The 26,032-nt window shown below is 48.6% G+C and carries 21 protein-coding genes; 7 read left to right on the top strand and 14 right to left on the bottom strand.

What is annotated here, in order from left to right; genetic code table 11:
* Complete coding sequence (trmFO, locus tag B7990_RS03865) at positions 1–1,332, top strand: methylenetetrahydrofolate--tRNA-(uracil(54)-C(5))-methyltransferase (FADH(2)-oxidizing) TrmFO (protein WP_088639696.1); 1,332 nt, start codon at positions 1–3, stop codon at positions 1,330–1,332.
* A gap of 3 nt (positions 1,333–1,335) precedes the next feature.
* Entirely contained in the window at positions 1,336–2,727 is a 1,392-nt protein-coding gene (locus B7990_RS03860) for a GntR family transcriptional regulator (RefSeq protein ID WP_088639695.1), read from the top strand.
* Between the two features lie 96 nt (positions 2,728–2,823).
* Here the strand turns inward: B7990_RS03860 and B7990_RS03855 are convergent, their stop codons facing one another.
* From B7990_RS03855 to B7990_RS03830, 6 genes are all read right to left on the bottom strand, one after another.
* Positions 2,824–3,558 (bottom strand): IMP cyclohydrolase, encoded by a 735-nt coding sequence (locus B7990_RS03855; protein ID WP_088639694.1) that lies wholly within the window; start codon positions 3,556–3,558, stop codon positions 2,824–2,826.
* A 77-nt stretch (positions 3,559–3,635) separates the two neighbouring features.
* The gene (locus B7990_RS03850; protein ID WP_254917309.1) at positions 3,636–3,959 is read right to left on the bottom strand and encodes a hypothetical protein; all 324 of its coding nucleotides are present in this window, start codon (positions 3,957–3,959) and stop codon (positions 3,636–3,638) included.
* A 119-nt stretch (positions 3,960–4,078) separates the two neighbouring features.
* A complete protein-coding gene (gene gatB, locus B7990_RS03845) occupies positions 4,079–5,536 on the bottom strand; it encodes an Asp-tRNA(Asn)/Glu-tRNA(Gln) amidotransferase subunit GatB (protein ID WP_014544977.1) in 1,458 nt (485 codons plus the stop codon).
* A gap of 133 nt (positions 5,537–5,669) precedes the next feature.
* Positions 5,670–6,668 carry a hypothetical protein gene (locus B7990_RS03840; RefSeq protein WP_173465894.1) on the bottom strand — a complete coding sequence of 333 codons (999 nt, stop codon included), beginning with the start codon at positions 6,666–6,668 and terminating at the stop codon, positions 5,670–5,672.
* An 8-nt stretch (positions 6,669–6,676) separates the two neighbouring features.
* Complete coding sequence (locus tag B7990_RS03835; protein WP_088639692.1) at positions 6,677–7,126, bottom strand: hypothetical protein; 450 nt, start codon at positions 7,124–7,126, stop codon at positions 6,677–6,679.
* Positions 7,119–8,198, bottom strand: coding sequence for a hypothetical protein (locus tag B7990_RS03830; RefSeq protein ID WP_254917308.1), 1,080 nt, complete (start codon positions 8,196–8,198; stop codon positions 7,119–7,121). Before B7990_RS03830 ends, B7990_RS03835 begins: the two co-directional genes overlap by 8 nt.
* A 120-nt stretch (positions 8,199–8,318) precedes the next feature.
* On the opposite strand from B7990_RS03830, the gene B7990_RS03825 reads away from it, so the two are divergent.
* Positions 8,319–9,857: an SPOR domain-containing protein gene (locus tag B7990_RS03825; protein WP_088639691.1), complete on the top strand. Its 1,539-nt coding sequence runs from the start codon at positions 8,319–8,321 to the stop codon at positions 9,855–9,857.
* A 237-nt stretch (positions 9,858–10,094) separates the two neighbouring features.
* On the opposite strand, the gene B7990_RS03820 is transcribed toward B7990_RS03825, so the two are convergent.
* On the bottom strand, positions 10,095–10,292 hold the full coding sequence (locus B7990_RS03820; protein ID WP_088639690.1) for a hypothetical protein: 198 nt from the start codon (positions 10,290–10,292) through the stop codon (positions 10,095–10,097).
* Between the two features lie 142 nt (positions 10,293–10,434).
* On the opposite strand from B7990_RS03820, the gene B7990_RS03815 reads away from it, so the two are divergent.
* Positions 10,435–11,190 (top strand): TatD family hydrolase, encoded by a 756-nt coding sequence (locus B7990_RS03815; protein WP_088639689.1) that lies wholly within the window; start codon positions 10,435–10,437, stop codon positions 11,188–11,190.
* Here the strand turns inward: B7990_RS03815 and mfd are convergent.
* Together mfd and B7990_RS03805 are read right to left on the bottom strand one after the other, a co-directional pair.
* Positions 11,155–14,553 carry a transcription-repair coupling factor gene (gene mfd / locus B7990_RS03810; protein WP_088639688.1) on the bottom strand — a complete coding sequence of 1,133 codons (3,399 nt, stop codon included), beginning with the start codon at positions 14,551–14,553 and terminating at the stop codon, positions 11,155–11,157. The two genes, B7990_RS03815 and mfd, sit on opposite strands and share 36 nt — an antisense overlap.
* A 31-nt stretch (positions 14,554–14,584) precedes the next feature.
* Positions 14,585–15,988: a hypothetical protein gene (locus tag B7990_RS03805; protein WP_088639687.1), complete on the bottom strand. Its 1,404-nt coding sequence runs from the start codon at positions 15,986–15,988 to the stop codon at positions 14,585–14,587.
* Between the two features lie 224 nt (positions 15,989–16,212).
* Here B7990_RS03805 and B7990_RS03800 point away from each other — a divergent pair, with 224 nt between their 5' ends.
* From B7990_RS03800 to B7990_RS03790, 3 genes are all read left to right on the top strand, one after another.
* Positions 16,213–17,223, top strand: a complete 1,011-nt coding sequence (locus B7990_RS03800; protein ID WP_088639686.1) for an Rpn family recombination-promoting nuclease/putative transposase — start codon at positions 16,213–16,215, stop codon at positions 17,221–17,223.
* Between the two features lie 186 nt (positions 17,224–17,409).
* On the top strand, positions 17,410–18,912 hold the full coding sequence (locus B7990_RS03795; RefSeq protein WP_074208927.1) for a RimK family protein: 1,503 nt from the start codon (positions 17,410–17,412) through the stop codon (positions 18,910–18,912).
* Between the two features lie 116 nt (positions 18,913–19,028).
* Positions 19,029–20,345, top strand: a complete 1,317-nt coding sequence (locus B7990_RS03790) for a glutamate-cysteine ligase family protein (RefSeq protein ID WP_088639685.1) — start codon at positions 19,029–19,031, stop codon at positions 20,343–20,345.
* 6 nt (positions 20,346–20,351) lie between these two features.
* Here B7990_RS03790 and B7990_RS03785 read toward each other — a convergent pair whose 3' ends face one another.
* The 5 genes from B7990_RS03785 to B7990_RS03765 form a co-directional block, all read right to left on the bottom strand.
* Complete coding sequence (locus B7990_RS03785; RefSeq protein WP_254917307.1) at positions 20,352–21,176, bottom strand: TIGR02172 family protein; 825 nt, start codon at positions 21,174–21,176, stop codon at positions 20,352–20,354.
* Between the two features lie 342 nt (positions 21,177–21,518).
* A complete protein-coding gene (locus B7990_RS03780; RefSeq protein WP_088639684.1) occupies positions 21,519–22,823 on the bottom strand; it encodes an FISUMP domain-containing protein in 1,305 nt (434 codons plus the stop codon).
* A gap of 39 nt (positions 22,824–22,862) precedes the next feature.
* Positions 22,863–23,528, bottom strand: coding sequence for a hypothetical protein (locus tag B7990_RS03775; RefSeq protein ID WP_088639683.1), 666 nt, complete (start codon positions 23,526–23,528; stop codon positions 22,863–22,865).
* Positions 23,528–24,178, bottom strand: a complete 651-nt coding sequence (locus B7990_RS03770; RefSeq protein WP_088639682.1) for an OmpA family protein — start codon at positions 24,176–24,178, stop codon at positions 23,528–23,530. Before B7990_RS03770 ends, B7990_RS03775 begins: the two co-directional genes overlap by 1 nt.
* Before the next feature lie 2 nt (positions 24,179–24,180).
* Positions 24,181–26,025, bottom strand: a complete 1,845-nt coding sequence (locus tag B7990_RS03765; protein ID WP_088639681.1) for a fimbrial protein — start codon at positions 26,023–26,025, stop codon at positions 24,181–24,183.
* Positions 26,026–26,032: the final 7 nt, after the last annotated feature.

The raw sequence follows: 26,032 nt of genomic DNA, 5'->3' as shown, positions 1-26,032 counted from the left end.
ATGAACGAACGAGTACGTGTTATTGGTGGCGGTCTTGCAGGCTGCGAAGCGGCTTTACAATTGGCAAGCCGTGGTTTTCAGGTAGATTTGTACGAAATGCGCCCCAACAGGCAGACGCCCGCCCACAGGGATGGACACCTAGCCCAACTCGTCTGTTCTAACAGTTTCAAGGCTTTAGGCATAACTAGTGCCCATGGCCTTTTAAAAGCGGAACTCACTCTGCTCGGGAGTTTCCTCCTGGATTGCGCGCGTGAAGCGGCAGTGCCAGCAGGCGATTCCCTGACGGTGAACCGCGACATTTTTAGTGAACTTGTCGAAAAGAAGATTGCAGAATTCCCGAACATCACACTGCACCGCGAAGAAGTGACGAGCCTCGAAGGCGATTGCCCGACGCTTGTTGCCGCAGGTCCTTTGGCAAGTGATGCTCTCGCCGACGATATTTTCAAGCGCCTTGGCAGTAACCGTCTGCACTTCTTTGATGCAATTGCGCCAGTCGTCGAGACGGACAGCATTGACTTTAACCATGCGTTCTACATGAACCGCTGGGAAAAGGGCGAAACGGCAGACTTTATCAACTGCCCGCTGGACAAGGAAACTTATACTGAATTTGTAAACAAGCTCTGCGAAGCAGAAGCGACAGAACCGCGCCCGTTCGAAAAACGCGAACTTTTTGAAGGTTGCCTGCCGGTCGAAGAAATGGCGCGTCGTGGCTACGAAACTCTCCGCCACGGGCCCATGCGCCCCATCGGGCTTGGGCTTGGAAACAACGGACATCTGTGGTATGCTGTGATCCAGCTCCGTGCCGAAAACAAGCAGAAGACGTTGTTCAACATGGTCGGTTTCCAGACGCGCCTCAAGTGGGGTACGCAAAAGGAGATCTTTACCATGGTGCCCGCATTGCGAAACGCAAAGTTTGCGCGCCTCGGCTGCATGCACCGCAACACGTTCATCGAATCGCCGAAGTTCCTCGATAAAACGCTCCGTTTGCGCCCGGAACTTGAATGCGCCAAGGGCATTCCGCCCACATGGTTTGCAGGCCAGATTACGGGTTCTGAAGGCTATACCGAAGCAGTGGCAACTGGCTGGTACGCCGCCTGGAACATGGCTCAGACGATTTTGCATGGGCATTCCGATCCGCTTCCAGACGAAAGCTGCATCGGCTCCTTGATGAACCGCCTTGTCGAAGAGAACGAGGACTTCCAGCCGATGAACTTCAACTTCGGCCTCCTCCCCCATCACGAAGGACTCAAGAAAAAAAACAAGAAAGAAATTCTTGCCGAACGAGCCGAACGAGCCGTTCGCGAATGGATTGCGGCCCGAAACAAGGCATAAAATATGCGCGACGAGATCAAACAAGCGATTTTGCAGCAAGAGCTGAAGGACGGGGAAATGCTCCCGTCCGTGCGCAAGCTGATGAAAACGTTTGGAGTCTCGTCGGGAACCATTCAAGGAGTGCTCAAGCAGCTCTCCGAAGAAGGACTCATCTACAGCATCCGCGGCAAGGGATTCTTCTGGGGCAAGGCTCCTGACGCCAATGATCTTGCACAAATGCTTTCAAAGACGGTTCATCACGAGACCGTGCTCGAGCGCCTTGAACGCGAATTTTCTACAGACTGGGAAAAAGGATTCCTCGACCCGAACAAGAATCTGCCGCTCGCCAAGGAACTTTCCGACCGCTATAACGTATCGCAGACGATTCTCCGCAAGTTCCTGATCCACAAAGTGAACCAGGGCATTCTTGTGCGCCGTGGGCGCCTGTACGCATTTGCCTCCCCGCTCAAGACAAAGACCACCAAGAATTTCAGCGAAATTTTGTTCGTCACGAGATGCAATTCTTGGGGCGGCTTTACCGCAGAAAGCGAACGAGAACTCGACTTCTTGCGCCTCGTTTACCAGACTGCCGGTGAACAGCATTTCAAGCTCATTCTGCTCGGCATCAACGAAGAAAGCGGCAAGCTCATTGACCGCAGCGGAAAAGTCTGCCACCTGACAGATTATCCGAACGCCATCGGTGCAGTGCTCTCGACGCTCTTGGTGCAGAATCCACATGCGCTTTTGCAGCTCTTTTACGGCGTAAAATACCCCGTTTCCGTTTGGTGGGAGCACCCGCTGCAGAACATCCCGCCAAGATTCTTGAGCAAGAACAACTGGGCGTTTTTCAACTCGACATTCGGAGAAATTCCAGGCCAGCAGCTCGGCAAATACCTGTTGCAGAAAGGCTTCAAGAAGGTCTGCTATTTCTCGCCGTACCATAACAGTTCCTGGTCCAAGGACCGCTTGACGGGCCTCATGAATTCGGGGATAGAAGTCATTGCATTTACCGATGACGAATTTGCAAGCCCGTGGGACTACAAGGAAATCGCAAGGCAGAAAGTTTCGAGATTTTCCGTCGAATCATACGCCCGTAACCTCGTGAAGAAAAAGCTTTTGCAATTCGCCAAGAATGTGCCTGGGGATTGCAACTGCTGGGTCTGTGTGAACGATGAAGTCGCAGGACTCTTTTACGAAATGAGCGATGACGGCGATTGCACATTGCCGGGCGACAAAGCCGACCCGAACGTTCTCGGATTCGACAACTCCGCCGAAAGCTACTTGCTCCGAATCGCCTCGTACGATTTCAACACGAGTGCGCTTATCAAACAAATTTTCTACTACATCGAAAATCCCGATGGTTTCGGGAACAAAAAACGCCTGCACCAAATTCTGGGGCAGGTCATTGAGAAGTAAGTCGGCTTCGCCGCAGTTACTAGAACTTAGCTACTAGTTAATAGAATATCTTTATATGAAATTTTCTAGTAACTAGTAACTCGGAACTCTTAACTCTTACACGTTCTTATTCACGATAATCGTCTTGGCTTCGAAGGTTTCGCGGTCGATCCACTTGACCATCAAAGAGACCTTGTTATCAGCGTTGAGAGCGTCCCAGTAAGCCTTGAGCGTTTCTTCAGCAGTGTTGAAAATCGGCATGAGTTTCGGGAAGCCATTGAAAGAGGGAATCGGCTTGCCATCGGTTTCGTACGTGCTGATGAAGTGACCAAGACCCGGGAGAGCCTTTTCGAATTCAAACGTCATGCGTTCGCAGCCAGCGTCTTCGCTGTTGTTTCGGCTCTTGAGGATGGAGAGCTTGTAGACAGCCGGTTCAGCATTCTTGTAGTGGATGCCGGAAATACGCGGCGTGAAGTTCGGAGCGTCGTCTTCGTACTGGCGAGTGCGGAGAGCGCTTTCGAACGTACCACCAAGCTTGATGGCGTTGTAAATCGTGTCCGTCTGGTCGCCGTTCGTGATGATCTGCACGTCTTTCGTGTGGCGAGCCGGATAGTAAATGATGAGGTGCGGGTCCGTGAGCTTGGATTCATCGAAAGCCTTGGTCTTCATAAAACCAGTGTCGGCTTCGATTTCAAACACGCGGTTGCGGCTGTTCACGCTACGGCCCATGATCCAGTAAACCTGCACATAGGACTTGCCATCGGCGCTTGTGCCAAGCACGATGCCACGGCCCGGATACGGGTTCTTGGAGAGGTCGTTGAAATTCTGTTTTGCTTCTTCTGTGTAGTTCATAGTGTTTAGTTACTAGTTAATAGTTATTAGTTACTAGTAAATCTAGAAATGAAATTCTAGTAACTTCAAACTCATAACTACCTTTTTGGATTGTAATTGTTCATCAGGACCATCGCGAGGGCAACGCAGAACATCACCACGCTGCCGACCACGACTTGCTGTTTGTGGTCGTATTCGCGTTTAACGTAAGTCGGATTTTCTTCGTTAAGTTCCTGGAGCGTCGGACCTTTGGCGAGAGTCGCAGAATCAACGCCGTAGACCTTTTCCTTCTGCTCGTCGGTCATGTTCAGCGTACTGACATAGGAACTGTCCGAACGGTCCATCTTTGCAGAGGCAGAGGACGGGAAAGCAAGGAAGAGTGCGAACAAAACCACGAGCAACAAACTGCCCTGGATTGCCACGCCCCCACTTCGACTACGCTCAGTGACCTTGGGCTCGCAATGACGTCTTTTCAATTTCGAAAAAAGCACTCTTTCGTCTCTCGTCTGTAGCCCGCCGTAGCGAGCGTTCTCTCGTCTTATTACCCTTCCTTAGCGAGCTTGTCGAGAATCTGGTTCACGAGACCCGGGTTAGCCTTGCCACCGGACTTGCGCATCGTCATACCCACGAGGAAGCCCTTGAGAGCGACCTTGCCTGCCTTGAATTCAGCAAACTGGGCAGCGTTAGCAGCGCAGACTTCACGAACAACGGCTTCAATAGCGGCAGTGTCGGTCACCTGCACGAGGCCCTTTTCCTTCACGATAACTTCAGGATCCTTGCCCGTTTCGAACATTTCTGCAAACACCGTCTTTGCAATCTTACCGTTGATGGTGTTGTCTGCAATGAGGTTCACGAGAGCGCAGAGCTGTTCCGGCTTTATCTTGAGAGCGGAGAGGCCACCTTCGAGGTCCTTCATCTTAGCGAGGAGTTCCGTGATGACCCAGTTGGCGAGCACCTTGCCGTTCTTGCAGTTCTTGGCGGCGGTGTCGTACCATTCGCTCACATCGCGGTCTTCGGTCAGCACCTGGGCGTCGTATTCAGAAACGCCGAAGTCCTTCATGAAGCGTTCGCGGCGTGCATCCGGCAGTTCCGGAAGGGTGCGGCGGATTTCTTCGACGAAGGCTGGGTCGGTCACGAGGCGAACCATATCCGGTTCCGGGAAGTACTTGTAGTCGTGAGCGTCTTCCTTAGAGCGGATCACAATCGTCTTGTCCGCGTTGGGATCATAACGCTTGGTGCACTGTTCGACTTCCTTGCCTGCATCGAGCGTCGATGCCTGGAGGTTCATTTCGCAGTAGAGAGCCTTTTCGAGGTTCGTGAAGCTGTTCAAGTTCTTGATTTCGGCGCGGATACCGAACGGAGCGTCTTCAGATGCGCGGAGGGAAATGTTACCATCGCAGCGCATGTTGCCGTTTTCCATGTTGGCGTTAGAAACGCGTGTGTATTCGAGCGTCTGCTTGATCTTCTTCAAGACGAGCACGGCTTCTTCCGGGCTACGGATGTCCGGTTCAGTCACGATTTCGCAAAGCGGCGTACCGCAGCGGTTTGCGTCAAAATGGCTCTGGGACGGGCTCATGTCGTGGATGAGCTTGCCAGCGTCTTCTTCCATGTGGATACGGGTAATGCCCACGCGCTTCTTGGTGCCGTCGGCCTTCACGATTTCGAGCCAGCCGTTCTTGCAAATCGGATGGTCATACACCGGAAGTCCACCCGTCTGCGTGATCTGGTAACCCTTCGGAAGATCCGGGTAGAAGTAGTTCTTACGAGTCCACATGGCGTTCAAATCGATTTCGCAGTTGAGAGCGAGACCCAAGCGAATGGCGTATTCCACAGCCTTCTTGTTCGGCACCGGCATTGCACCCGGCATACCGAGGCAAACAGGGCAAACGTGCTTGTTCGGGCTTGTGTTCACTTCAATTTCGCAGCCACAGAACATCTTTGTCTTAGTGGCAAGCTGGCAATGGATTTCGAGACCAATAACAGGACAGTAATTAGACATGTTAAACTCCAATAAATTTTACGCGGGGAAAGATAGTAATTAGAACTTAGAGCTTTGAAATTAGAACTTAGAAAAGCCACAAAAAAAGCAACAAAGTCAATTCATCACCCTCGACCCGAAAAGATACAAGCCTTTATTTTCCAGACTTGAACAACGTGACGATTGATAGTGAATCAGAATTCCCTTCGAAATTACCGTCCAGATAATGGTATTTCAAAGTCCAAGTGACAAGAGTATCTTTTTCCAAAGGCTTTTCTAGCCCATTGACAAAGAAAAATGGTTCCTTGACATAATCTGTAGGAAACCGCTTTTTTGAGGACGCATATACGTAATGAACAGCTTTCACCTTCGAATCAATACTTCCCCGCTTTACCCATTGCGGCAAGCCTTCCCAATAAATAAAATACCCAGATTCAAGCGTATCCATACCAAAAGTCGGATGGCGCAAATCTAAAGTATCCAAAGCCGCACGGAACCGATCTTTATCAAAAAGAGGCGCGTTTATCCAAGGAACGTAATCAGTCCATGCTTTTTTGCCGTAATTCAAGTACGTCGTCACCTTTTTCGAAACAGTTCCGCGAATCAACGAATCCACGAGAATCGAATCCCTGATGCAAAGAACTTTATTCCGCTTGTCACATTTCGCCCCGTTACTGTTTATGTCAACAACCATCATCGGGAGCCTTTTTTTATAACGAACAATAGGGCATTTGTGCGAAGACTGAACACATGAAAAAGTTTTCTCCAACGAATCTAGCCGACAATATACCGATTCTCCGCACTTTCTACCTGAAAATAGGGAATCCTCCGTCAGAGCCGTTATCGTATCTAGCGCCCCCTTGTCCCGCTGGCCAAAAACAAAGCTTGTGTAACGTTCAAAAACAGTATCGCTGTATAGAGTATCATAAACAGGAATGGTATCCACAACAAAAACAGTATCGCAGGCCGCCATCAACGAATCCCATTTGCCATTAAGACGAACATGGAGTAATTCATATCCATGAACAGAAAAGGCACACCCTTCGGTTATATTATGCAGGGAGGACTCTCTTAAGGGCAAAGAATCCTTGCAGCCCACAAAGAATAGAGTTATAAGCAAAAGCAAAAAATAGCGCATGAACAGAATATACAAAAACGCTATTAAATTTCGTCTAACGTAACGACGAGTGCATCGGTTGCATCGCGGAAGTTTGCGCATTCCGTAAGGATGCAATCGGCACCATTCACAAAAGCAGTCGCCAAGCGCAGCGATTCCGCTTCGGTCAGCTTGTGGTTTGTACGGGCTGCAGCCGCAAAAAGTTCAGCCGCCTTGAGAGACACATCAGCATTCACTTCACAAAGGCGCACATTCGCGGACTTCTCGAAGAATTCACGATACTGCCTAGCAAGCACACCGTCGTTTGCTCCATACGCCTTCTTGCAAATTTCAAATAAAGTCACAGACGAAACCAAGACTTGCACATTGTTCTCGTACACGCCATCGAGCACACCCGACACAATCGGGTAATAATCCGGGTGCATCTGCAAAAGCCTAACGAGCGGCCCCGAATCCAAAAACAAAATACGACTCTGTTCAATCGACTTAATCATCTTCTTTGACCGGTTCGTAAATTTCCATGTAAGCGGCATCATAGCGCTGCCCGGATCGCATCATCTTGAAGCGGCCTGCGCGCGGATAGAAATACCAGTTCATCCATTCACCGCTCATGTCGGTGCGCTTGGTCTTGATCGCAATCGGCTTTTCGCCCATAAAGTAGTCGCGCTTGTGCGGGATCACGCGTTCCATCGCACGGTACGTATGCACCGTACTCCCCGCCTTGCGTTCAATCGTCCCGTGACCATCCTTGCTCCAGGTGATGTTCACAATTCCGTGTTCATCTTTCAGCGGTTCGCACGTATCATAACCGCTCGCACACCAGAGGTATTTAGGGTAAGAAAAACTATAGGAATCCAAATTAAACGTTTCGACGATGCGATTGTTCCCTTTGAACGTCGGATAATTCCCCGCAAGCGTGTATTCGCCGGCATTGTAATCTTCGCAACCACGCTGGGCCACACGGACAACACGGTTAAACACATCCACGCCTACGGCGCAGCCATCTTCTTTATAGACAAAACGCGCATGGCCATTGATGTTTTTCTTTTCAAGATTGCCCATTTCGATTTCAGCCACGTTATCGTCCTTGCCGTTCTGCACGATGATGTTAAAGCGGCTCGCATTGCTCGGCGAACTCTTGAGCACAACACGTCCCGTTTCAGAGACGTATTCCCCACTCAAGTCCACGTATTCCTGCATAAAGCGGTCCAGTTCCGAACGCTTGACCCAGACATCGCCAAACTTGCAATTTACCGGCACATAGCGAGGTGGAACTTTTGGTTCCACTTCTTCGTAAGTCACCACCTTTTGCTTCTTGGTGACCGTCTGGTATTTTCCATTTTTGCCACGGACCTTCTCCTGGACATCCACGTAGCTTTCGTGCTCGATGCGGTCCTTAGGAATCGGAAGTTCCTTGATGGCATCGGACGACATCAAATATCCAAGGGGGCGATTTTCGTCTACAGCACCATTAATCTTCTTATAGACATCTAGCTTCATTTGAGCAAACACGCTCGCCGACAAACCCACCAACATCACCAACAATAATTTTTTCAAAACGATCACCTCTTTTGGATATTTAAATTAGATTATTGGGGGCATTATATGTAGTAAAAAAAAGATTAAGATTATTTTGCTAACATTTAATCGAGTATTCAAACCCGGATTTATACCAAGGAGATCCAAATGAAGAAAATGTTTCTTGCGTCCTGTTTGCTGGCAGCATTCGTTTTTGCAGCTCCCGCAGCAGAAGATGTTAAAGCAGCAACAGAAAAACCGGCCGTAGAAGCAAAAGCAGCTGTTTCAAAAGCAAAAGCTGTAACCGCAAAGAAAAAAGCCAAGGTCGAAAAGGCAAAAGCCGATGCAACCAAGGCTGTAGATAACGCAAAGGCCACCGCAGACGCAAAGGTTCAAGAAGCAGCAAAGACAACGACAGATGCAAAAGCCGCTGTAGCCGAACAAGGACCAGCAGCCGAAGCCAAAGCTGAAGAAGCGGCAAAAGCCGTTGAAGCAAAGGTAGAAGAAGCCAAGGCCGAAGTTGCACCGGTTGAAGCACCGGCCGCCGTAGCACCGGCTCCAGAAGCAGCCCCCGCACCAGTTGCAGAAGTCAAGGCTCCAGAAGCTCCGGCTCCGGTTGCAGAAGTCAAGGCTCCGGAAATCAAGGCAGAACCGGCCCCGGCAGTTGAAGTTCCGACAGAAGTTGCACCTGCTGAAGAAGTCGCCGCCACAGAACCTTCTTCGACCACAAACCGCAAGAAAAAGAAGATGATCGAAAATGCAGTGTTCACTGTAAACGAAATCAACTTCGATATCAATGCAGACTTCGAACTCGAAGCTGGCAAGGTTTTCTGGACCTCCGAAGATGACGATGAATCGAACAACCTCGAAAAATGGAGCGGCAAGGCCAATCTCGCCATTCTCGCCGAAACGGAAAATTTCAAGGGTAAAGTCGCCCTTGCATTCTACCCGGGCGACCTAAAGACCGACAACATCAACGAAGAAATGAGCAGCGTCGAAGACTACTTCTCGCTCGACGAAGCTTGGGCATACCAGAGCAAGAACTGGTTCAGCTTCAAGGTCGGTCGTTGGGACAACACTGACAAGAACGGAGACTACTTCGGTGGCTACATCGATGGCTACAAGAACGGCTTCCTTTCTACCCAGGATCCTGAAAACCAGTTTGAATTCGGCTTCATCGCCAACGAAAACATGGACATCGCCCTTTCCTTCATCAGCAAGGCTTCCTACCTCAACAAGGGTGACCTCCGCGTCGTATTCAACTTCCACGACCTCCCGAGCCTTGAATTGTTCGATATCCAGCTCGGCTACCGCAGCAACATCTTTGACAAGGTTCACGACAACGATGCAAAGATTTTCCACAATGCATCCTTGAAGGTCCGCGCTCCGATCATTCCAAACTTCCTCACGTTGTTTGGCGAAGCAGCCTTGATGGATCTGTCTGACGACCTTGCCGTGCCTGTTACTGGCGGCATCGAACTCAACTTCAAGACTGTTGACCGCGTTATCCTCGAAGCCGAATACGTCTATAACCGTAAAGAACATGGGTTCTATGAAGGCCACACCAAGCATGTAAAGGATGTTCTTGCAGCCATTTACCTTGAAAAGGCTCTCACGGACCGCTTCTCCCTCTCTGCAGGTTTCCACAGCTATAAGGCTTCTAAGGACTTCATGCTCTCTGGCAACCTTGTGGGCCGTATAAACTAAGGAGACCGCTCGGTCCTTTCGCTGATCTAGATTTCGTCAGGACCTCGCTCTCGCAACAGCCCCTGTTTGATAACAGGGGCTTTTTGCTCACTGGAGACCGCTCGGTCCTATTGCACAAATGTCATAAAACAAAAAATCCTGCGATGAACTCGCAGGATTTTTCATATGATAAAGCCCAAAGCAACCGAAGGTTGCTAGCCCATTGCTCAAAGGTCGCCAAGGCGACCGCGCCCACAGCTAAAAGCCCTTGCGTTCCAAGTCTAGCAAAAGCGACTGGAGGGATTCTTCGACCGAAGCGCGGAAGCTATTCGACCCAAGACTGCAACTTGCAACAACTTCGTTACCGGAAGAAATTCGAATGACATCAAAGCCATTTTCAGATGTAAAGCAGACAGTCAAACCTTTATTCAGAGCTTTTTCTAGTAAATCGCGCATAGCGACTCCTTTAATGATGAGTTCACAAAAACTTGGGTTGGCGCACCAACAGACTTAAACTAGGCTTTTTTGCCCGAAAAAACAAGCGAATAATTTTGATTTTCCATAAATTCTTTGTATTTTAAAGCTATAGGGGGCTATTATGTTCGATTTTCACATTCATTTGGCTCGATTACCCCAAAAAAGGCAACTCACACAGCTGCTTTTAGACAAAAATTACGATTTTGTCGCTATTGCCTGCGAACCCTGGGAATGGGACGAGGTCAACAAGCTAAAAGTGGATTTTTCAACGGAAATAAAGCCCTTTAAGGTCTCTTATGGCCTCCATCCAATGATTGCAACGCAAGTGACGGATAAAACGCTTGCTGATTTACGCCAACATCTCAAAGAAGACCCGCTCGCCATGGTCGGCGAAGCGGGTATCGACAAGCGCTATCCAGGATATAACGACGGCACACAGGACAAGATTTTTTTGGAACAGGCCAAACTCGCCCTTGAACTCAAGCGTGATTTGCAAATTCATTGCGTTGGGGACTATATGCATGTGCTGAAACTTTTGACAGAAGCCGGTTTTCCGCAAGAGATTTCACAAGGTCAAGAGGCGGAGCATTTACACGTGCTATCGCGGCTTCAAGAAGCACCACGCCCGATTTTCCACCGTTTTGGCGGGGATGCAAATTTCGTGAAAAAAGCCCTCTCCTATGGAGCTCTCTTTTCCCTGCACGAGGACAGTTTCCGCAAGAAATCGACCGCAGCCGCCATCAAGTTCATTCCCGAAAGCAACGTATTCTTCGAGACCGATGCAGACGAATCGTTTCTGGAACCGGCAGAGCTTCTTGAAGAACTTGAAGGGCGTCTGGAATCAGTTCGACTCGCCTACGCCAAGTGCCGTGAGTAACGGATCTGCCGACCTGACGGTCGCCGCCTGAACTTGAATATTTGCAAACGCCCGGAACACTTCGAGCGTCTTTTTTGCCATTTCCACGGGAGTTCCGCGCCCGACCTCAAACACCGCCTGCAACGGCGACATCCCCAGGTAACGCATACTACATGTGCAAAGGCTGCTGATTTCACCAAGCACACGCGGGTCCGGCGACGGCGTTTCTGCAAATGTCGCAACAATGACGCCCTTGCGGAGCGCAAGCCCCTGAATGCGCAAGCGACCTGCCAAAAGTCCAAGTTCGGTCACGAGCAAAAGCATCTTCGCCGGTGTCGGCACAGGGCCAAAGCGGTCCTGCAATTCGCTTTCGATGTTCTGCACATCCGCCTGCGACGTGATGCGGGCAATACGCTGGTACAGCGAGATTCTCGTGAGACCATCTTCCACGTAATCTTCGGGAAGGTAAGCATCCACGCCGATTTCCACACGCGGTTGTATTGGCTTTTCGAGAGCTCCGCCGCGAAGCATTTCGACCGCTTCGCGCACCAGACGCACATACGTTTCAAAGCCGACTTCGGCAATAAAACCATGCTGTTCCTGGCCAAGCAAATTGCCCGCTCCGCGAATTTCAAGGTCTCGCATAGCAAGCTGGTAACCGCTACCGAGGTCGGTAAACTGTTCCAAAGCCTTAAGGCGGCGCATCGATTCTTGCGAGATTTCACCGCGCTGCGGAATGACGAGGAACGCCTTTGCCAAGACGCTGCTACGGCCCACACGACCACGCATCTGGTAAAGCTGGCTAATGCCAAAATGGTGCGCATTCATAATGATAATCGTGTTTGCGTTCGGTACATCCAAGCCGGATTCAATGATGCTCGTGCTCACGAGAATATCGAACTTACGCGAAAGGAACGCATCCATCACGCGTTCAAGCTCGTGGTCTTCCATTTGACCATGAGCCACAGCAACCTTCGCTTCAGGAGCCATCGCTTCGATATCTTCGGCAAGTTTGGTAATCGTCTGTACGCGGTCATTCACCACGAACACCTGGCCGCCACGGGCGAGTTCATCGAGAATCGCGTTCTTCAAGACTTCGTCATCGCGCTGCATCAGCTTTGTTTCCACCGGCAAACGGTTAATGGGCGGCGTATTAATAAGTGAAATGTCGCGAACGCCCGTCATGCTCAAATGCAACGAACGCGGAATCGGAGTCGCACTCATGCTGAGCGTATCGACGGCAAGACGGAGCTGGCGGAGTTTTTCCTTTTGCTTCACGCCGAACTTTTGTTCTTCGTCGATAATCAAAAGTCCCAAGTCCTTAAACTCGCTCTTGTTCGACAACAGCGCATGCGTTCCGATGACGATGTTCACGGAACCTTCCGCAATCTGCTTGAAAATTTCCTTCTTTTCTTTGGCACTCTTGTAGCGGTTCATCAAGGCGATGTTGACTGGATAGGCGGCAAAGCGTTCGCAGAAATTTTCATAATGCTGCGCTGCTAAAATCGTGGTCGGCACGAGAATAGCGACCTGCTTGTTGGAGGCCACACACTTGAACGCCGCTCGCATCGCAACTTCGGTCTTTCCAAAGCCCACATCACCGCAAATCAAGCGGTCCATCGGGCGACGGCTTTCCATATCGCGTTTGATGTCGGCCGTAGCACGGAGCTGGTCTGGCGTCGGATCGTATTCAAACGATTCCTCGAATTCCTTCTGCATGTTGCCATCGGGCGGGAAACCGAAACCTTCGACGAGTTCGCGCTTGGCATAAAGTTCCACGAGGTCACGCGCAATCTTGATGACCTTTTCCTTGACGCGTTTCTTGATGTTTTCCCAAGTCTTACTGCCAAGACGGTCGAGCTTCGTTTCGACATCTTCGGAACGATCGAGACGCTCAATCTTCTGCAAGTCCGACACCGGGAACTTCAAGCGGTCGCCGCCATCGTATTCAAGCAATGCGCAGTCAACCATACCGCCGTTGACTTCCACACGGACAAGTCCCAAGTAGCGGCCGATGCCGTGGTCTTCGTGAGCGACGAGGTCACCGCGGTTGAGCGATTCCACCATCAACGCATTCGTCACCGATCCCGCAATCTTGTGCTTGCGGGCCTTGTTCGCATGGCGGTTTAGAATTCTCGATTCCGTGAGGAACGCGACATTATCGTCTTCGAGCCAAAAGCCTTCGCTCAAGTTTCCGATAAAATAATCTTCGACCGGCAAGCCATCAAAAATTTCACGCAAGCGGTTCACGCCGCCAAGCGTCTGCGCCATCACATAAATGCGTCCGCCCTTGTCATAAAATTCCTCAATTTCTTTTGCGACGGCATCTGTGCCGTTCGACGTAAAGTCCTGCGGACGCATGTGCATTTCGTGCCAGTTGCCGTCATCGACTTTGACTCGCGTCATATCCAGCGACGCGCGGCCTACGAACAAACGCGAAAGTTCGCCAATTTTGAACCAAATATCCGCAGGGGCCGCAATTCCAGCATCAGCTACGCGGGCTTCATCATAAGCACCGCGGAACGCACCATACATCTTTGAAGCCGTTTCCGAAAGCAACGAAAGTTCCTCGAATACAAGCGACGCACGTGGCATGTAATCCAGGAGGCTCGCCACCAAACGCTGGTGATTCGGACGATGCCACCACAGCGCTTCCGTAGAACATTCCTCGCCCGCCATCACCGATTCTGGCACCGTAAATTCCCCCATCGGGAAGAACTCGATATGCGTCATCTGCTCCAACGAGCGCTGCGAGAAAATATCGAACGCACGGATGGATTCAATCTCGTCGCCATAAAATTCAATACGAATCGGGTGCGGATAAAGCAAGCAGTTCACATCGACAATGCAACCGCGAATCGAAAACTCGCCCACGCCGCTTACCATCGGCTGTTCCGTAAAGCCGTGATCAAGGAACCACGGGCGTAAAGACGAAGGCTCCAGCTGGTCGCCCACCTTGAGCGAACGCACTTGACGCATAATTTCGCCCGGTTCCGGAAGCTTCATCAAGAATGCATCGAGCGGACAAACGACAACGAACGGCTTTTCGGTATGCGAAACATCGCGGAAGAACTTCAGACGTTCTTCAAGCACGCCCTCGAACGGCACCTTGATTTCGTAAGGTTTCAACCCGAGCGACGGGAAAAAGCGAACAAACTCCTCGCCCACCATGCTTTCGAGATTCTCGACCCAGACTTCGGCACTGCGGTAATCTTTCGCAATCACCAGAATGTTCTGCGGACTTTTCAAGAAACGGTTCGCGACCATCATTGAGGCAAGCGGAACCGACGCACCATTGACGTGAATGGCCTCGTTATCAGCATTTTCAAAAAGCGAAATCGCAGGGAACGAATTTTCTTGAAGGAATTCCGAAATGGTAAGCATAGAGGGAAATGTAGAAAAAAATCTCTAAACGCTACCAAATATGGAAACCAACACCAAGATAGAATCTATGCTTAGCTAGCTTTTTATCACTTTCACGACCTGCAGGAATTCCATCAACATAACAACGCATTACGCCATCTTTAGCAGTCCCCGATTCACAACCATTTTCACCGTATTTAAACACATACTTAGCTTTAAGAGATAAATAGCCACCAATTGGAGCATCATGTCCCATTTCAGAAATCCATGGTCTAAATTCAAATTGCAAGCCCGCCATCCAAGGATCATATCCACCGACAAAAGGAACAATTTTGAAGAACTTATTTTCAAAAACATCTACACCCAGCAAGACATTCCAACCATACAGGAAATCATCATCCTGCCCATAATTAGCCGTTAAAATAAAACGCTTATATTGAAGCACAACATTCAATTCAAAACTGGAATTTGATGGACCAATAAAATATTCTCCTCCTATACCGCCTGTATAAAAACGTTCTCTATAATAATGCCTACGTTTAAAATCAAATTCACGAGAAACCTTTTTCGACTCCACTTGTTTCATTACCCAAGGATTAAATTCTGACTCAGGATATTTGTTTTGGAAAGCAATCAATTTTTCTATCAACGAATCAAAGAAAAGAGTATCTTTTACATCATCCGTAGTGTAATACCCCAAAAAACGGACTCGTTGAACAGCATCTCTATTTTCTTGACAATTCCAATCATGGCTCGCATCACAATATTTATGTTTATCTCTTAAGCTCGTATGTTTCAATATAACTTTCATCAAACTAGCGAAATCCCTATATTCCTGCTTAGCCGTTCCATCTGATATGCGCTCTAACAACTTCTGAAAATTTGCGTTTTTTGTCAAATCTATTTTTTTATTAAGATAATCAACTAGTTTATCATCAAAAGCAGAATATGGAGCGACATGACTACAACAACCACTTTCATCATCAACATAACTATCAGTAATATAACGGTAATGTTCTCTTACCAACGTAACTAAAGCTGAATCATATTGATTCATCATAAGATAAATCTGCAACAGTTCATAATTATCCAACGCACGTTCGTCATAACCAGAATTTTTCAACACATTTACAAGTCGAAAAACTTCATTCGAATCCTGGACCTGCAAGGACGTTAATAGAGAATCTCTAACTTTCGCCAAAGTTTGTTTTTCGGGAGAATCGGCAAATGTGGGTAACGGATAAATATTACACGAAGCCGCAAATGTAAAGACATTCAACAGCAAAACAAATAAAAGACAATTTCGCATACACATATAAAATAAGATACATTTTTTCACGTTGAAAATGTGTATTTTTAGTGTTTTATCGTCCGCAACGCGCCCTACTACCCGTTGTTTTTCAATTATCTTTTTTATTATACGACGAGAAAGGCCCGCTGACAGAGGCGTACGCATCCACGAGCGGGAACATTCCTTCTCGCAGTTGTAGGTCCGGTATTGACGGAAGCGGTGGCTTAGACCACCCCTGCCTTGGAAGACCCATGCGGAATACGCTGCGATACATATCCCGATAGCACTGAAGTGTATCGGCTTTAAATGATTCATCAACAACAATACACTCAAAGTGTACGTTTTTTAGACGTACACGCTTTTCCGCCATTCGACAGAAAAGGAGATCTATGACTAAAGAACAATATGCAGCAATGCTCAAGGACATTAGCGAAACACACAAAGCAGGTGGCAACACAGCCGCTTGCATCGCTAAATACAATGAACGCTATAAGTTCATGTACATCTACAATGACAATGTGTTTAAAATTCTTTTCGGGAGTCCTGAGAATGAAAAAATTACCATTGATTTTCTCAATGCGGTTCTTGGACTCATCGGAAGTGACTGCATCAACAACCTTGCCTATATAAACCCAGCCCTCCCCGATGCATTCGGCAAAAGTATCACATCGGACATCGTGGCTACCGATCAGCGGCTTGACCGAATTGTACTTGAAGTGCAACATGTCGAGGACGATTCGTACAACGGCCGTTTGGTTCTTTACACGGCAAAACACACTATTGCAAGCCGCATCAAAGGAGAAGACTACGCTTTGCAGAATCTGAACCTTATCAGTCTCCAAATGTTTGACGGATTCCCCAATTCACCTAATTACAGACACTGTATTCGCCTCAAAAATCAGGAAAACGAAGAATTCTACGACAAGCAAACCATTACGCTCGTTGAAATTCCCAAATTTTTAAAAGGGAACTTCGCCACCGACAACAGCCGAATCGCTGAATGGCTCCGCGTAATTGATGGATTGAACAACGAAACGCCCGTATCCGTCCCCGAAGGCTCTCCATTCGCTCTATTGCAGGAAAAAGCTAAATTGAGTATATTTACAGAAGAATTTCTTGTTAGCGAGGCTATGAAAATGAGCGACCACAAGTACGAACTCTATGTTGAAAAGAAACACGCCCGTAAAGAAGGCCTCGAAGAGGGACGTGCAGAAGGAAGAGTTCAAGGAAGAGCCGAAGGTAGAGCAGAGGGTAGAGCCGAAGGACGCGCCGAAGGAAGAGCCGAAGGTCTTCGTGAAATGGCAGCAGCCATGCTTGCGGATGGCGATTCAGTGGAAAAAGTTATGCGAATTTCCAAGCTCCCTGAATCCGAAGTTCTCGCAATAAAAGCAAATTTGTGATACTAAGAAATCTTTTATACATCCTTAAACGGTCTGGACATTTCCAGCCCGTTTTCTTTTAACCTTTTTTCAACGCCGCTTTACATTTCTTGAAATATTGAGCTATCTTTATAGCGTCAAAAAGCAAAGAGGTTTTTGGCACGCACGACGCAACTTCGCCATGAAGACGCCACACGTGCAAACATTATGAAAAAAATAATTGTCGTGAACACGCCAAAGAATTGGAAGTTCCACATTCCCGAAGCCGAAATCGTCTCGGCAAAAGACTACCTTACTAATCCAGAATTTACAACTCAGAAAAACGTTCGCGTTTTCAACTTGTGCAAAGACTACAGCTACCAGAGCAAGGGCTATTATGTAAGCCTGCTTGCCGAAGCGCGCGGGCACAAGGTCATCCCGAACGTCAAGAACATCCGCGACTTCAAGGCCCCGGCAGTCGTGAAAATCATCAGCGATGAAATCGACGAGCTGATCCAAAAGAGCCTGCACAAGCTGACGGGCACGGAATTCGTGCTTTCCATTTACTTTGGGCAAAACGTCAGTGCGCAATACCTAGAACTATCGCAGGCTCTTTACCGCGTTTTCCAGGCACCGCTCCTGCGTGCAAAATTTGTCTTCAAGCAAAAATGGTTTATCCAGTCCATCCGCCCAATTAGCGTTGACGAAATTCCCGAAACGCACAAGGAAATGGTAGACCAGTTCGCCATTGAATACTTCCAGAAAGACCGCTACGTCTCCCCCAAGACGGAAGACTACGTGTATGACCTTGGCATTTTAACGAACCCCGAAGAAGTGGAACCGCCGAGCAACAAGGAAGCCATCCAGCTCTTTATCGAAGCCGCGCAAGACACGGGTTTCCGCGTGGAAATGATTACCAAGACGGACTACCATCGCGTCGGTGAATTCGATGCCATTTTCATTCGCGAAACGACAAACGTCAACCACCACACATACGCATTTGCACGCCGCGCCCAGAGCGAAGGCATCGCCGTCATTGACGACCCTGACAGCATTTTACGTTGCTCCAACAAAGTTTATTTGCAAGAATTGATGACGGTCGGCAAGATTCCCTCCCCGAAGACAATTATCGCCCACAGCGAAAACCGCCACACACTCGCTAAGGAAATCGGATTCCCGATGGTCATCAAGACGCCGGATTCAAGCTTCAGCATGGGCGTCAAAAAGGCGAACAACAAGGAAGAACTCGAAAAAATTCTCGACACAATGTTCGAGCACAGCGACTTGCTCATCGCACAGGAATTTACGCCCACGGAATTTGACTGGAGAATCGGCATTCTCGACGGAAAGCCGCTCTTTGCCTGCAAATACTACATGGCAAAGGACCACTGGCAAATTTACAACTGGGATAGCAAAGACAAAAACGCTGTTTGTGGCAAATGGGATTGCCTCCCGATTGAAAGCGTTCCACACGGCATCGTGAAAACGGCCCTCCGCGTCGCAAGCCTTATCGGTAACGGGCTTTACGGCGTGGACCTCAAGGAAATCAACGGTCATCCGGTTGTAATCGAAGTGAATGACAACCCGAGTATCGACCACGGGATCGAAGACCAAGTTGGCAAAAAGAAGATTTATCTTGCCATCATGAGGAGCTTGCGCCACCGCATCGAAGACCGCCAAAACGCAGCACAACAGAAAGTGCTCCAACACGAAAGGGATATGTTTTTATAAAGTAGGAAGTAGACGGTAGGAAGTAGACAGGAATGCAATAGGAACGTTTTTTCTTACTTGTCATCCCCGCGGAGGCGGGCATGACATAACAATAAAATCAAATAAATTTACTTACTATGAGCAACTTTAAAATTTGGGAACGCTTCGGCGTTGAAATGGAATTCATGATTGTCGATCGCGACACGCTCAACGTGCTGCCTCGCGCCGATGTCCCGCTCGGAAAAGACAAGGACGGCAATCAACTTTCAGATGTTGAATACGATGATATCGGACTTTCGAACGAACTCGTAAGCCACGTGCTGGAATTCAAGTGCGCACACCCCAAGTCCACTTTTGACGGACTTGGCAAGCGATTCTTCCACGAGATTCGCCGTGCGAACAAGAAGCTCGAAAAGATCAACGCGATGCTTTTGCCAAGCGCCTGCCATCCGTTCATGGATCCGGCAGAAATGCAACTTTGGCCGTACGATTGCCTCGATATTTACCAGACTTACGACCGCATTTTCAACTGCAAAGGTCATGGCTGGGCGAACTTGCAAAGTACGCACCTGAACCTTTCTTTTGACGGCGACGAAGAATTTGGTGAACTCCACGCAGCAATTCGCTTGCTGTTGCCGCTGATTCCAGCCATTGCCGCAAGCAGCCCGTATCTCGACGGCAAATACACCGGCTATCGCGATGCCCGCATCGAAGTTTATCGCCACAACCAAGACAAGGTCCCTGAAATCACAGGCCAAGTCATCCCGGAACAGGCGTACAGCTACGATGAATACAATAAGATGATTTTTGACAAAGTTAAGAAGGCTATCGCCCCGTACGATACCGAACACTTGCTCAATCATTTCTTCTTGAACAGTCGTGGTGCCATCGCCCGCTTTGACCGCGGGGCTATCGAAATCCGCCTTGTCGATATTCAGGAATGCCCGAATGCCGACATCGCCATTGTAGAGCTTGAAATAGCAACACTCAAGGCGATTGTGAACGGCAAGTTCGCGGCATCTCGCGAAAACGCATCCGCCGCAAATTCCGTGCCACATACGCTCAAGGAATACCGCGAATTCTTGCGCAATTTTGACACGACACGCCTTGCCGAACTGCTCGCCAAGACCGTGAAAGACGCCGAAAATGCGACCATCGACTGGCAAGAATACCTCTCCGTATTTGGCATGAATTTCGCGACCTCCCCCGCGACCACTTCCACAGCCTCCACGGTTACCGCTGGCGACATCTGGAAGCACATCTACAGCGTCGTGAAAAACGACCTCACCGAAGTCTCACAAAGCTTCATGGAAAAGATGCTCGAACGCGGAACGCTCTCCAGTGCCCTCTACAGAGCACTCGGCGATGCCCCCGCCCACGAAGCATTCGTCACGGAATACAAAAAATTAGCCAATTGCCTTGCGCACAACCGGCTCTATGGAATTAACGAGTAATATCGCTTACAATCCCAAGTCTTTTTTAGCTACCTGGAAATTCATTTCCAGGTATTTTAAATTTTCGCTTTCAGCCAGCAAGTGCTCAAAATCGAGAATCGGGAACAGCACGTACGGCTTGACGCGAGCATCTACCAAAGATAAAATTTCAGGACTATCCGCACCAAAGTAATACTTTGCAAATGCGATCCAACATTTGCGCATGGTCGCTGCATCCATATAATGCGCCGCCAATAAAAAATCATCTGGCAAATAATGACAGAAATAGTAATAACAACCTAAATCATAAAGTGGATTGCCACATGCAAATTCGCCAAGATCAATAAAATATGCCCCATTATCATTAATAATTAAATTGCCCGTCTGCAAATCCCCATGAAGGCAACGCAAAACCTTTGGCGTATCTTTTATCAGCTGCCGAGCATATTCGGCAACGTCTCCAACAATCATTTTCGAGGAATCCAGCAATCGGGAATATTTTTCTTCCGCATCCTGAAAAGCCCCTGGAGCACATGATGTCGAATGCAATTTTTTGCAATTATCCGCAAAGATTTTGATATATTCTTCAAGTCTTTCAGGGTCTTCGCCTACGCATTTCGAAATAGAACGCTTGCCATCGATGCGCTCATAAATCAACCCCAGACGTCCATCCTGTTCGACAATGTCGCCAACTCGTGGCGTCGGAATTCCAAGCGGAACCACCTTCCGGCAAATATTCTGCTCACGGAGCAATTCTTCCTTTGTCGAGCAAAAACCCGGAAAGCCTAATTTCAGCATCCACTTGCCATCCGGACTATTGAAGTTCTCGGAATTATGACGATTGCTAAACATCGTCCATTCTGATAAATTTATTTTCTCCATAAAAAGAAAAATAAACCATTTTTAGACGCAAATCACAAAAAAATTTGCTTTTTGCCATTTTTTTGAAATTTTCAAAGAATCGATAAAGTGAACATCCTCACACAGTGATATTGTTCACATAGAAAAAGACACATGACTAAATATATTTGAAGCATCAAAAAGGAAAAGGAGGGTGTATATGGAACCGCATAGTCGCAGTAACGATGGCGATGATTATATTCCGCCATTCAAACCATAACACTGTTACTACAATGCAAAAAAAAACGGGTCCGCAAGGACTCGTTTTTTGCAATTCTGAAATTCTATTTTTAATTATTCCTCTTTGACGCAACGTACAGAAAACTCGCTTGTTGCAGGGCGTTCAATGACCGTGGGGGCACTTTCATAATAATTGATCCACAAAGCAATAGCAACATTATCCGATTCATTGTCGATCCAGAAATACGCGCTCGACTTGAGATCAAAATAATCACCACCATCCTTGCCGCCAGCAGGCTTTGCATCAAAGCCCCAGAAATTAAGGCCCTTAGAAGCCTTGGCATTCCATCCGTCAACCGAGCGTAATGCAGAAGCGGATCCGGCCTTGCGGACTAAAGCATGATAATCGGAGCGTTTCGGCAAGCGCCAACCTTCTGGGCAAATAGACTTCGCAGCCTCAAGCGTATAAAGACGACCGTATTCTTCACATTTTGCCTTTTCATCGTTATAGCAATGGCTGCCCTTTACATCCAAGTTCATGTTATCAGCCATCCATGTAACTCCAAAAGCTGTCGTTGTCCTGTATGTTTTACCTTCTATTTTCAAAGTGCCATAATCATGCGGAATCTTTTCAAGATACGAAGAATCCAAAGCACCTGAATAATCAACCGACCTCAAATCGGTAACACAGCGCACAGACATTCCATGATCCTTGTAAAAATTACCGGGCAAGAACTCATTCATGTCATGGCGTAAATGCCAGCCATAAGCCGTTCCATCATCCTTTTCTGATGCAGACCAGAAAAAGGCATATTTGCCTACGCTCATAAATGTTTCGCCATCGTTATTGCGACGCCCGGAAGCCTTACCATTAAAGCCAAAACGGTTTGCCGGAGTGTTTACGCTATCCGCTTTATCCCAACCATCGACTGATTTTAGGCTAGTGCCATTTCCTTCACCACCATTATTAGAATCCACATAGGCAAGCATTCTTTCCCATTCCGTCGTATTCGGAACACGCCAGCCATCAGGACAAACGCCCTGGGTTTCTGTATAAGCGGCAAACAAAGGAACCGTTAAGTACTCTTTTTCAAGATTCATAGCCGCAGTCCAGGAATACAGGCGACCATACTTGGAACAGTTTTTATCATCCTGATGACACCAGGAATTTTCCTTGAGACTTGGCATAGCTGTAGAATCTGCATAACGCAAATTTTCAGTCATCCAAAAGAGATCGCCAATCTTGGCGACTCCATATTCATTGCCATCGCGAGGATCGATTAGCTTACCATCTTTAATTTCAGCTCTGGATGAACCGGGTAAAGTTATTTCTTCTTGCGAAGAACACCCCACAACACCAAAAAGCGATGCCGCAGCCGCCAAGGTGATGAAATTTTTGAAATTAAAAATTGTACTCATAACTATTCCTTATAAAGTTTAGCTATGAATAATATACAATTACTTTTTTTCCTGGGGTACTAATCTATCCACGATTCTGAACAAATCGTTGTAAATTTCGAGAAAATCTTCGATCCAGATCGGGTCGTGTTCGCCCACAATGTGGAACGTTTCTTCGAGCGTATGGAGCGAGTTGTACAGGCCGACCATAGAACTTGTCGGTTGAACAAAGCCGCCGCTATAGGCCGAAGTGGCAACAACTCGGGCGCGGTAGCTTCGGCGGAGTCGCGCAATCAAGGCACTGCGGAGCGCCAAAAGTTCATCGTGCGCCACAAGGTATTCGCCCTTCTGGATCCAGGTTTCGACAAGATTCAGGCGACGGTTGATGGAATCGCGTTCGGTCGCCGGAACAAGCATTTTCTTCGTTTCAAGTGTCGAACGGATTCGTGCAACAATCTTGTTCAGCAAGTCCACATTCCAGAAAATCATCGGAGGGCGCGTATCAGCCTTGTTCGTCTCGAGAGCAGGCTTGTGCGCATGAATCCAACGCTCCAGCTTTTCAGCAACGAGCTTCGCCTCTGGATAGCGATCCACAGCCACGTATTCCTGGGCACGTGTGCAAAGCGTATCCGCATAAACCATCCGCCAATGCGAAAGCTTGCCAGTCTTGCGAATGGCATCAATACTCTCCTTGATTCCAGATAGTTTTTCGGCAAGCTCTTCCATTAGGGCGTCACCTCTGCTGTTTTGTTCGACTGGAGCGGAGTCACGCCGATTTCCACACGACGGTTCAAGCGACGGTGTTCATCGCTATCGTTCGGGTACTTCGGACGGTGTTCGCCAAAGCCTGCGGCAAAAAGCCTGTCGGGCGGGAAGCCCATTTTCACGAGCATCTTGACCACGTTCACGGCACGTTCCGTAGAAAGGTTCCAGTTCGTATACGATGTCGAGCCGCTAAAAGGAATATCATCCGTAAAGCCACTCACCATGATCACGTCAGTAGAATCAAGAGCTTCCAAAAGGCCCTTGCTGATGCCGCGGATCACGCCCTCGCCTTCCTTGGTGAGGTTTGCACCGTTGATCGGGAAAAGGAAGCTCGCCTGGATCTGGATTTTGCCATCTTCGAGCGCAATAAGGCCTGCTTCGATGGAGGTCTGCAAGCTCTTGGACAAAAGCGCATTGCGTTCTGCCGCAATCTTACGCATCTGTTCCTGGCAGCTGAGCACTTCTTCTTCTGTACGCGTGAGGTCTTCCGCTTTCTGTTCCTTGAGGGTCGCCATCGCCACAAACGCAAGGATAAAGAGCGAAACGAGGGCAACGCCCAAGTCCGTGTACGCCATCCATGGATTGCTATTTTCGTCTCTATTGCGACGCATGATTAACCTTCAGCTTTAGGTTGAGCGGGGATTGCAGAACGCTGTGTCTGTTCGAGAACTTCGAGCAAGATTTCCTGAGTCTTGACCGCATTTTCCATGAGCACTTCGCTCGCGCGTTCGTGGAAGGCTTCGAGAGACTGGTTCAAGTGTTCGACAAAGTTGTCTTCTTCTTCGTGTTCTGCGGTATCACCGGAGAGCTTTTCAAGAATCGTTTCAAGGCCGCTACGCAGCATTTCGAGGTTCGCGCTGAGTTCGGACTGGTTCACGCGCATAAGTTCTGCGGTTTCCACGATGTTTCCGCCAAGAGCATCCGTGGCTTCTTTTTCCTTGACCACGCGATTGTCGATGCTTTCGGTAAGAGCCTTTTGAGCTTCGAGAAGTACACTCGACGTTTCGGAAAGCTTCTGGAATGCGCCGAGAATGTCGGAGGAAAGGGCACCGAGCTTTTCGGAGACGTTCTGGGAGAGTTCTGCAGAACCGGCCTGAGCCTTTTCGGCAACCTGGAGAGCCACGTTCTTGAGCGTTTCAAGACCTTCGCGCTGGGAATCCACGTTGGCAGTCGTCTTGTCTTCGAGGCGCTGCATAAAGCTTTCCCACTGTTCGCTGGACTGCTTGACCTGTTCGGCAACGGAATCACCAATGCTCTTAGAAGCTTCGTCCATTGCATCCTTTGTAAGGTATGCCACATCCATCGTGCCTTTCGCCACATCCTGAAGCCCTGCTTTAACATCGGAAGCAACGCCATCAAGGCCAGCCTTGACATCTACGGCGACCTTGGAAAGAGCCGATTCCACATTGCCAGAAACTCCATCAAGCGAAGACTTTACGCCTGAAGAAAGACCTTCGAGGCTAGCATTCAAGGCGACAGAAATACCATTGAGTTTATCATCGAGTTTCGACGGGATAGCCTCAACAGACTTGGAGAGCGCACCGATATTTTCATTGATCGGGCTGAAGGCATTCGCCACAGCACCTTCAAGTGAGCTATTCATAACCTTAATAGAGGAGGTCATTTCAGTAGAAACCTTCTGGACAGATTCCACAACATCCTGGTTCAACTTCGAGGTCATAGTAGAGAGTTCCTCGCCCACCATCGAAACGACGCCAGCCAAGCCTTCCTTCACGGAAGACGCAATCACGGACAAATTCTTTTCGACAGATTCAAAGAGGCGTTCAAGCTCGTTCTTGTCTTCTTCAATCACGCCTTCTGCGGCTTCATCTTCTTGCATGTCTAGCGTGAATGTATCGAGGTGCGCCATGAATTCATCGCGCTTGGAGCTAAGCACCGTGCGGCTTGCCCCCAGAATCAAGGCGGCAAACAAACCACAAAGGCTAGTACCGAAAATGCCCTTCATGTTCTGGAAGAGCACCTGAATCGTATCGAGTGTTCCCTGAGTCGTAGAATTGTCAATCGCACCACCGGCGGTCGCCACAGACTGCATAAGGCCGAAGAACGTACCCATAAGGCCAAGGAGAATGACCGTCGAACCCACGCTGCGGTTGAGCGGAATCGAAGACCCCGACGAGAGCACGTCAAAAGCAATCGGGGAATCGAGGCGGATGTTCTTTTGCAACAGACGCTTTGCAAGTTCAATTCTCTTCGCGACAACGCCCGTTCCAGATTCTGGATAAGCGTTTCCTTTTTCGCAAGAATCGATAATTTCGTCTTCGGTGATAATCTGCTTCATCTTGCGGATGGCAGAAAATTGCTCCACCAAGTAAACAGCCATGATGGCGATCATGATGATCCAGCCAAACGCCGGGGCGCCAAAGTAGAGAGCGCCTGCGATAAGGGCTACAAAACCCACCACCGTCAAAATTAGAATCGTATTGAATGCATTTTTCATTTTTTAC

Origin of the sequence: Fibrobacter sp. UWB4, from assembly GCF_002210345.1 — a bacterium.
Lineage (GTDB): Bacteria > Fibrobacterota > Fibrobacteria > Fibrobacterales > Fibrobacteraceae > Fibrobacter.
This window is presented reverse-complemented; position numbering and strand designations above follow the sequence as displayed.

What these genes read in the sequence shown, in the direction of transcription:
- trmFO (WP_088639696.1), top strand. Translation starts at nt 1, where the DNA reads ATGAACGAACGAGTACGTGTTATTGGTGGCGGTCTTGCAGGCTGCGAA.
- B7990_RS03860 (WP_088639695.1), top strand. Translation starts at nt 1,336, where the DNA reads ATGCGCGACGAGATCAAACAAGCGATTTTGCAGCAAGAGCTGAAGGAC.
- B7990_RS03855 (WP_088639694.1), bottom strand. Translation starts at nt 3,558, where the DNA reads ATGAACTACACAGAAGAAGCAAAACAGAATTTCAACGACCTCTCCAAG.
- gatB (WP_014544977.1), bottom strand. Translation starts at nt 5,536, where the DNA reads ATGTCTAATTACTGTCCTGTTATTGGTCTCGAAATCCATTGCCAGCTT.
- B7990_RS03835 (WP_088639692.1), bottom strand. Translation starts at nt 7,126, where the DNA reads ATGATTAAGTCGATTGAACAGAGTCGTATTTTGTTTTTGGATTCGGGG.
- B7990_RS03825 (WP_088639691.1), top strand. Translation starts at nt 8,319, where the DNA reads ATGAAGAAAATGTTTCTTGCGTCCTGTTTGCTGGCAGCATTCGTTTTT.
- B7990_RS03820 (WP_088639690.1), bottom strand. Translation starts at nt 10,292, where the DNA reads ATGCGCGATTTACTAGAAAAAGCTCTGAATAAAGGTTTGACTGTCTGC.
- B7990_RS03815 (WP_088639689.1), top strand. Translation starts at nt 10,435, where the DNA reads ATGTTCGATTTTCACATTCATTTGGCTCGATTACCCCAAAAAAGGCAA.
- mfd (WP_088639688.1), bottom strand. Translation starts at nt 14,553, where the DNA reads ATGCTTACCATTTCGGAATTCCTTCAAGAAAATTCGTTCCCTGCGATT.
- B7990_RS03805 (WP_088639687.1), bottom strand. Translation starts at nt 15,988, where the DNA reads ATGCGTACGCCTCTGTCAGCGGGCCTTTCTCGTCGTATAATAAAAAAG.
- B7990_RS03800 (WP_088639686.1), top strand. Translation starts at nt 16,213, where the DNA reads ATGACTAAAGAACAATATGCAGCAATGCTCAAGGACATTAGCGAAACA.
- B7990_RS03795 (WP_074208927.1), top strand. Translation starts at nt 17,410, where the DNA reads ATGAAAAAAATAATTGTCGTGAACACGCCAAAGAATTGGAAGTTCCAC.
- B7990_RS03790 (WP_088639685.1), top strand. Translation starts at nt 19,029, where the DNA reads ATGAGCAACTTTAAAATTTGGGAACGCTTCGGCGTTGAAATGGAATTC.
- B7990_RS03785 (WP_254917307.1), bottom strand. Translation starts at nt 21,176, where the DNA reads ATGTTTAGCAATCGTCATAATTCCGAGAACTTCAATAGTCCGGATGGC.
- B7990_RS03780 (WP_088639684.1), bottom strand. Translation starts at nt 22,823, where the DNA reads ATGAGTACAATTTTTAATTTCAAAAATTTCATCACCTTGGCGGCTGCG.
- B7990_RS03775 (WP_088639683.1), bottom strand. Translation starts at nt 23,528, where the DNA reads ATGGAAGAGCTTGCCGAAAAACTATCTGGAATCAAGGAGAGTATTGAT.
- B7990_RS03770 (WP_088639682.1), bottom strand. Translation starts at nt 24,178, where the DNA reads ATGCGTCGCAATAGAGACGAAAATAGCAATCCATGGATGGCGTACACG.
- B7990_RS03765 (WP_088639681.1), bottom strand. Translation starts at nt 26,025, where the DNA reads ATGAAAAATGCATTCAATACGATTCTAATTTTGACGGTGGTGGGTTTT.